Genomic DNA, 8098 nt, shown 5'->3' with positions numbered 1-8098 from the left:
GCTGCGATCTTTTGATCCTGTTTCTAAATCAAGATCAAAAGATCGCAGCCTTCGGCAGCTCCTACAGGGGTTTTGTGTACAGCGGGCCATTGAGGGTATCCCCACCGTCCCCAATCCTGGGGAATGACGCCCTTTCCCCGCGGCCAGAAAACCTCAGCCTCACACGCGCCAACCCTTCTAATCCGCCCATCTCCCGCCTATCCACCCCACCTTGGCATGGAAGGTGTACAGGCCCTGTGCAACTGACCCATCCCCAAGGGGCAGGTACTTTGATAGAGGGATTAACTCATGCACCCTTTACTGTCCAAAACCGCGACCGTCCTGGTCGTGAGCGCCTTGGCCCAGGGCATTGCTCAGGCCGCTTTGTTTGCTGTTGACCCCGGTCCGTACGCGCCAGCCAACGGCGGTTTCGCCAGTTGGTATCAGGACACCCACGGTCGCACGCTGGATCTGTGCCTGTCCAAAGCACTGAGCTCGCGGGTGCCCAGCGCTCCCGGCGCGCCGTCGTACATGTGCTCGCTGCTGCCGACGCCCGGCGTGTTCGATGACGCGCAACCGATCGTCTTCCCGAGCAACTTCCCCGATGAAGCGTTCTGGTTCACCGGCGAGACCACCCTTGTCGACGCCGCACGCGGCATCGACCTGACCTTCGTCAGCGCCATCGAAGCCGCATTCGCTGCCGAAGAACCGGTCGAGGGCGATCAAGTCAGCTTCGCGCGAATCCGCATTCGGGTTGACGTGCCGACCGCCGGCACCTACGTGATCACCCACCCGTACGGCGTCGACGTGTTCAACATCGACACCCCCGGCCGCCGCGCAATCAACATGACTCGCGACATCGGCATCGGCACGCCGAAAACCTACGACGGCGCGCTCAAGGGTGACATCGGCCCGTTCCTGCGCAGCGTCAACGGCCCGTACACCGAGACCAACCCGGTGACCGGCGCCGCCGAACAATTCGTCGGCGACCCGAACCTCAGCGAGGCGGTCACTGGCAGCCCGTTCAATACCAACTACGTACGCATCGAAGGCCCGAACGGTCTGGATCTGCGTTCGAACACGTTTGCCGTGTCGGGCAAGTTGTCGACGGTGGTGCGGCCAACGCCAATGATCACCCAGCGCAGCACCTACTCACGCAAGGCCGGCGACAGCGCACCCGTGGCGCAGCAAGACGTGTTCGTCCTCGCACCGCCAGCGCCGGGCACCGTCGCCGTGACCAGCACCACCCCGGTGCTGAACATGACCGAAGCCAACTCCACCGGTGCCTGGTACGCGCAATCATCGGCCAACCCGACCTTGCCGAGCGTCCTGCAAGTCACCGCTGACAACCACCTGGCCATCGCCAGCAGCACGCCGACCACCCTGCCCATGAACCTGACCGACCTGGTGGTGATTTCGCGCGCCGAGTACAGCCTCAGCTCCGGGCAACTGACGCTAGTGGCGTCGACCAGTGACGAAACCTCGCCGCCGGTGCTCACCGCCACCTCCATCAGCGGCGCCGCGATTGGTGCGCTGAGTGGCGACGGCGCGGTGAAAAGCCTGGCCACCGGGATCTCGCCGATACCACCGGCCAAGGTGCGCGTGACGTCGTCCAACGGCGGCAGCGATACCGAAGAAGTGGTCATCGTGCAATGAACGCTCACATGCCCAGATCCGCATCAGGAGGCATCATGAACAAGTGGCCACGCTTTGCGCTCAACGCGCTCGGGCTCGCTCTCTCGCTGACCGGCAGTGCCTATGCGCAACTCGCCGCCGTCGACCCCGGCCCCTACACCTTCGCCACCGGGAAATTCCCGATGTGGTATCAGGACAACAATAATCTGTCGATGGAACTGTGCCAGTCCCGCGCCGCCAGTTCGCGCGTCGGCGTCACCACGCCACCGGCCTACATGTGCACCCTGTTGCCGGAACCCGGCATCTACGACGACAGCCTGCCGATGGTGTTCCCCGACAACTGGCCGCCGGAAGCCTTCTGGTTCCTCGCCGAGACCGCTATCCCCAACAACGGTGCCGGTTTTGGCATGGACGCGTATGTCGCCGGGATCGAAGCGGCGTTCGCCTCGGAAAACCCTGCGGATGGCGATCAGCAAAGTTTTGCGCGGATCCGCATCCGGGTGAACGTTCCCGTGGCCGGCACCTACGTCATCACTCACCCGTATGGCGTGGAAACGGTCAACGTCACCACCCCTGGGCGCCGTGCAATCAACATCACCAAAGACATCGGCATCGGTGCACCGGGCGACTTCACAGGCACACTCAACGGTGCCATCGGCCCGTTCCTGCGCAGCATCAACGGCCCCTACACTGAAGTAAATCCGGACACCGGTAGCGTCGAAACGTTCGTCGGTGACCCGAACCTCACTGAAGCCGTGACCGGCAGCCCGTTCGATACCAACTTCGTGCGGATCGTCGGGCCGTCCGGCGCTGGCACCATTCAGACCAGCCTGTTCACGGTCGCCGGCAAGGTGCTCGACAACCGTCAACAAACCCATGTTGAAATCGATCGCGCCACCTATCGCCGCACCTCAGCGGGTGTACGTGCCGAAGTGTTCGCCAAGGCTGACACCAGCTCGACCCTGTGCTTCCGCGAAAGCGTGGCGCTGCTCCCCGGCCCGCCACCAACGCCGTGCCAGACCAACCTGCTGGGTGACAACACCGGTCTGTTCTTCGGCCAACGCCTGAGCAACGGCGCGCTGCCGCCAGTGGTGGTCGTGACCGCGACCAACCCGGCCGGGACCACGCGTCCGACCGCTGTCTCGGCCAAGCTCACCGACGTGGTGAAAGTGCAGACCGCGCGCTACAGCTGGGCCAACAAAAGTCTGCTGATCGAAGCGACATCGACCGATGAAGTGGCGATCCCGGACATGGTTGCCCAAGGCTACGGGCGTCTGTCGAAAACCGGCACGCTGCAACGCATCACCGTTGCCGACCTGACCCAGCCACCGGCCACCGTGACGGTGAAATCCGCCGCCGGTGGCAGTGACACCGAGTCTGTCGTCGTGGTCGGCACTGCGCCGGACACCGGCGAAAACCAGGCGCCAATCAGCAACCCCGACACTGGCAGCACCAGCTTCGGCGTGCCGATCACCCTCAGCCTGCTGACCAACGACAGCGATCCCGATGGCGATAATCCGCTGGGCATCACCGCACTGACGCAACCGGCCGCCGGCCAAGGCACCGTCGCCCTGAGCGGCACCGCTGCCGTGGTCTACACCCCGCCAGCGGTGGTGAATGCGCCACTGACTACGACCTTCACCTACAAGGCGCAAGACGCCAAAGGCCTGGCCTCGGCCAACCCGGCGACCGTGACGATTACCGTCGCGCCAAACCGGTCACCGACCGCCGTCGCCGACAGCGTTGCGACCTTGGGTGTGGCGATCCCGATCAACGTGCTGGCCAACGACACCGATCCGGAAGGCAACGTGCCGCTGGGCGTCGCCAGCCTGACCCAACCGGCCGCCGGCCGTGGCACGGTCAGCACTGACGGCACGGTGATCACCTACACCCCACCGGCCACCGTGACCACGGCGTTCACCACGACCTTCACCTACATCGCCCGGGACAGCTTCGGCGCCCTGTCGACGCCGGCCACGGTCACGGTGCAAGTGTCGCCACGGCCAGCGGCGGAAACCTTCGCCGTGACCGCATCGACGGTGCAGGCACGCTCCGGCGGACGCTTCAACTGGGACTTCACCGGCACCTCGTCAGTGACCACCGGCAACACCATCACCGTGCAGGTCACCACCCCGACCGGGCTGGTCACCCTCGGCACCACCACCGTACCGGTGACCGGGCGCTGGCGGCTGACGCTGAACAACACGACGGTGGTGCCATCGGCCAACCCGACCGCGACGATCCGCTCGTCCCAGGGCACCGTGCGCACAGTCTCGGTGACCACGCTGTAAGCCAGCACCCCAGCCACTTTCGGGTGGCTGGGGGCTGAATTGAAACCGGTTAACGCCTGACAGGATGTGAGCCATGAACACGCCGACCGCCGCCCTGCTTTGCCTGCTTCTGCTGTGCAGCAGTGCGGGCGTGCGTGCCGACGACCTGATGGACAACGACGACCTGGCCCCGACCAGCAGCGACCTCGGCGAACTGCCCCCACCCGTGGGTCAGCAAGCCCTGATCGATCAGCTCGGCCAGGCCAACGTCGCCCTGCTGCAACAGAACGGTCAGTCGCTGCTCGGGCAGATCGTGCAGTCGGGCAGCAATCAGGAGGCGTACATCCTGCAACAGGGCAGCGACCTGATGGCGCTGATCAACCAGAACGGTTCCGGCAACGCCGCCTCCATCACGCAGAACGGCAGCCACAACCGCGCGCAGATTTCGCAAAACGGCAACAACAACGACGCCAGCATCGAGCAGGCCGGCACGGGGCTGCAAAGCGCCGTGACCCAGTCGGGCAACGGCATGAGCGTTTCGGTCAAGCAATATCGCTAAGCACTGCAAATCATCGGAGAGTTCATCATGTTCAAACTGACGCCCCTCACCGCCGCCATCCTGGTCATGATCAGTGCCCAGGCCATGGCCGACGACAGCCTGTCCACCCAGAGTCAGGCCGGTACGGCCAACATCGCTGACGTGAAACAGACCCAGGCACCGTTCAGCAGCGCCACCCAGACCCAACTGGGCCAGGGCAACGACGCCGCCGCCGTGCAAGACCACGCCAGCAGCGTGATCACCCAGGACGCCGTCGGCGACTACAACGCCGGTTACGCCGAACAGCTTTACGAAGACAACGGCACCATCACCCAGCAACAGGTCGGCGCCTTCAACACCACCCACGCCAGCCAGTCATTGGGCTTCGGCTCACCGAACACTGCGCTGCAACAGCAGCAAGGCACCGGCAACTTCTCGTTCGTCTATCAGGACTCGCAGAACGGCAGCGAAGGCAAAACCTTCCAGTTTGGCGACAGCAACGAAGCCAACATCGAGCAACTCTATGAAGGCACCGGCAACAGCGCCGTGATCACCCAATACGGCACCGCCAACTACGGCACCGCCGAACAAGTGCTGCACAACGGCGGCCAGATCGGCATCAACCAGGCCGGCGACAGCAACTACGCCTACGGCGACCAGCGCAACGGCACCGGCGGCAACATCACCATCAACCAGTTCGGCAACCTCAACGGCAGCGAAATCTGGCAAGACTCGCAACTCGCCAGCCAGGCCACCGTCAACCAATACGGCGACAGCAACGAAACCGTGGTCGACCAAAGCTTCGGTGAAAACAATGCCGCCGCCGTCACCCAGGTCGGCAACACCAACGCGATCTACGCCGACCAGTTCGAATCGGTCAACTCGACGCTGGCGCTGTACCAGGTGGGCAACGGCAACGTGCACTTCACCTACCAGAACGGCGACAGCCACGTGCTCAACGCCACCTCCGTGGGCAACGACAACAAGGTCTACGCCAGCAACTGGAAAGGCCCGCAACACGGCGGCCAATTCGGCAGCGGCCAACGCGCAACCGTGACTCAGGCAGGCAGTGGCAACATCGCCAGCTTCACTCAGGACGGCGTCGGGCATGTGATGACCACCAATCAAACCGGGACAGGCAACAAGACCACGGTCAGTCAGGCTGAGTCCTATAACGAGCTGTACTTTGATCAGAATGGCAGCGACAACATTCTGATTTCCGATCAACGCGGCACCGGCAACCTGGTGCAGGGTTCTTCGAATGGCAGCGGCAACAGCGCCGAATTTGATCAATCGGGCTCGGGCAACCAGGCATACACCGCGCAGCTGTATGGCAGTGACAACATGATCACTGTTAAGCAGGCGGATACGATGAACGTGGCGTACGTGACCCAGGGCGGCACGGGGAACATTGCCAATGTCGATCAGAGTGGCGTTACGCAGACGGCGAATATTCAGCAGTTTGGATCGGCTAACCAGGCGACGGTTTTGCAGCAGTAGGGGTTGGGTGTTGATGGGCCGCGATTCTCTGGTGAGGGGGGTCGCGGTTTTTTTTTGCGCTGACGCTTGAGTTGCGTCCTACGGAAAACGGAACGTTTTCAGAAATTCGGGGAGTTTTCTGACAAGTTCTGGCGGTTGGCCGTCGGAAGTGCAGGCTCTAGGATTTGCCGGGACAACTTGATCCTCATGGAGCTTGGCCTACATGCAATTCATCCAGACAGCGACGACAGCGATACCGTTAACGAATAGACTTCGAGGCACCAAACCCGGAGGTTCTATGATCGACCCGTCCTTGATCGACCCACTGTGCCCGGTTGTTTCGGATCTTGATCCCGAGGAGCAGGCTGCGAGTTATGACCGTTGGTTTCGGGCCGAAGTACAGGCCTCTCTCGATGATCCGCGTCCGAGTATTCCCCATGAACAAGTGATGGAGGAAATGAATGCCTTGATGGAATCAATGCGCAAAAGCGCTGATGCAGATTAAGTGGCGACCCAAGGCTCGGGTCGAACTCTCGAAAATCCTGAAGTACATTGGCGAGCGAAATTTTGTAGCGGCGACTGCACTTCACAAATCCGTCGTAAAAACTACATCTGCGCTTTGTTGGCATCCACAGCTGTATCGCAAAGGCCGCTCTCCCGGCACTCGAGAGATTGTGGTAAGCCCGAACTATCTCGTCGTTTATCAAGTGGCGGACCACATTGAGATTGTGAGCATCTTGCATGCGCGTCAGGAGTACCCTCGACGCGACCCCGGTTAAGATCGCTTCCTCGTCTCAACACAAGAAACCGTGCTTCCCCTGGAGGTACGGTTTTTTTGTATCTTGATCGTTCCCACGCTCCGCGTGGGAATGCCTCTCGGGACGCTCCGCGTTCCAGCTCGCGAATTTGACGCAGAGCGTCAAGGGCTGCATTCCTTTGCTGCGCGTGGGAACGATCAATCAGCCATCCTTCAACTCGACGTGATCCAGCGCTTGATTCACCGCCAGTTCGCCCAGCATGACGACTTGTGCGATGCCCAATGCTGTCTTGCGGTGTGAGGTTTCCAGCGAGGCGGCGAAGTTGATCAGCATTTCGCTGGCTGAACCGAGGGTTTCGCTGGCGTTGGCCAGCAGGGATTCGGTGTTGTACCTGGGATTGGCGAGGTACATGGGTTCCGGCTCGTTGGTGCTGGACATGATGTGGGCGGAGGGGTTGAGGTAAAAATCGAGGGCGCGGTCGGCGGCTTCGTGGAGTTTTTTGCTGTCGACCGAGGCGTAGGGGGATGTGGTGTTGGTGTCTGGTTCTGGGGGGTTGGGTGTTGGTTTTTTCATGGTGATTCTCTCTCACTGATAGTTGCAGCTGGCCCATTCGACTTCCAGGAAAAATGGGTGGCAGCTGTACGCAGGCTGGAAATCCGGGAGAGAGCAACCCGGCAGACACGAATGTCTCCCGCGCACAACCGCCATAACAGAGTGCACACAATGAAGTGCGCAAGCATACGTTATGAAAGGCGTATCTGCTCTCTCGTGTCCTCGGGTTTCCATGCCCGGTCGCTGATTTGGCAGCGACGAACACAGGCTAGAGACCGGACGTCCGACGGACAACCTGAAAACCTTGTGGGAAGGTTCTGCAAAATCGAAACATCCTTTAAACATCCCGAATTGAAATACGCATGTGTAGGAGCTGCCGCAGGCTGCGATCTTTTGATCTTGATCTTAAAAAATCAAAGTCAAAAGATCGCAGCCTTCGGCAGCTCCTACAGTGAATGTGCCCAACCGGCGGGAATTGGCCGGCTCATAGATCGCCATCGCTGGCAAGCCAGCTCCCACAAGGATTTGGGTACATCCGCAATGGCAACTGAGTCTGAGAGATAGCCATCGCGAGCAGGCTCACTCCTACAATTGAATCGCGTGCTGTCAGCAAGAGATTGGGCGGCTGTCAGGCCGCCTTCGCGAGCAAGCTCAGCTCCTACGAAGATCAAAAGCCAAGCACGCCGTGCTTCTCACCACTCAACAGGATGAGCGTTAGCTCGGCTGCAGCTTTTGATCTTGACCCACGGGCGACGTCGGCAGGCTGAGTGGAGGGATTGATCCGGGCGTGGGAGCGCAGCGACCGTTTGGCGCAGCCAAACACAGCGAGAGGAGGTGCAGCGAAGCAAACCGTAGGCGCTGCGCCCGGATCGATCCCGCAGCGAAGG

The 8098-nt window shown here is 61.4% G+C and carries 7 protein-coding genes; 6 read left to right on the top strand and 1 reads right to left on the bottom strand.

The genetic code is table 11. From position 1 onward, the window contains the following. Window positions 1–288: 288 nt before the first annotated feature. From EJA71_RS19780 to EJA71_RS19755, 6 genes are all read left to right on the top strand, one after another. A complete protein-coding gene (locus EJA71_RS19780) occupies window positions 289–1635 on the top strand; it encodes a hypothetical protein (RefSeq protein ID WP_158959287.1) in 1347 nt (448 codons plus the stop codon). A 35-nt stretch (window positions 1636–1670) separates the two neighbouring features. After that, window positions 1671–3905, top strand: coding sequence for an Ig-like domain-containing protein (locus EJA71_RS19775; RefSeq protein ID WP_158959286.1), 2235 nt, complete (start codon window positions 1671–1673; stop codon window positions 3903–3905). A 73-nt stretch (window positions 3906–3978) separates the two neighbouring features. After that, window positions 3979–4443 carry a curlin gene (locus tag EJA71_RS19770; RefSeq protein ID WP_103305806.1) on the top strand — a complete coding sequence of 155 codons (465 nt, stop codon included), beginning with the start codon at window positions 3979–3981 and terminating at the stop codon, window positions 4441–4443. A gap of 27 nt (window positions 4444–4470) precedes the next feature. Beyond that, the gene (locus tag EJA71_RS19765) at window positions 4471–5922 is read left to right on the top strand and encodes a curlin (RefSeq protein WP_158959285.1); all 1452 of its coding nucleotides are present in this window, start codon (window positions 4471–4473) and stop codon (window positions 5920–5922) included. Window positions 5923–6199: 277 nt separating this feature from the next. Next, complete coding sequence (locus EJA71_RS19760) at window positions 6200–6406, top strand: antitoxin (protein ID WP_123463680.1); 207 nt, start codon at window positions 6200–6202, stop codon at window positions 6404–6406. Next, window positions 6396–6680, top strand: coding sequence for a type II toxin-antitoxin system RelE/ParE family toxin (locus EJA71_RS19755; protein ID WP_158959284.1), 285 nt, complete (start codon window positions 6396–6398; stop codon window positions 6678–6680). The genes EJA71_RS19760 and EJA71_RS19755 overlap by 11 nt, the downstream gene beginning before the upstream one ends. A gap of 180 nt (window positions 6681–6860) precedes the next feature. On the opposite strand, the gene EJA71_RS19750 is transcribed toward EJA71_RS19755, so the two are convergent. Further along, window positions 6861–7232, bottom strand: coding sequence for a DUF6124 family protein (locus tag EJA71_RS19750; RefSeq protein WP_158959283.1), 372 nt, complete (start codon window positions 7230–7232; stop codon window positions 6861–6863). Between the last annotated feature and the right edge of the window lie 866 nt (window positions 7233–8098).

This window comes from Pseudomonas sp. PB106 (genome assembly GCF_009764645.1).
GTDB lineage: Bacteria > Pseudomonadota > Gammaproteobacteria > Pseudomonadales > Pseudomonadaceae > Aquipseudomonas.
Note: the sequence above shows the minus strand (reverse complement) of the source record. Positions and strands in the feature narration are given on the sequence as shown.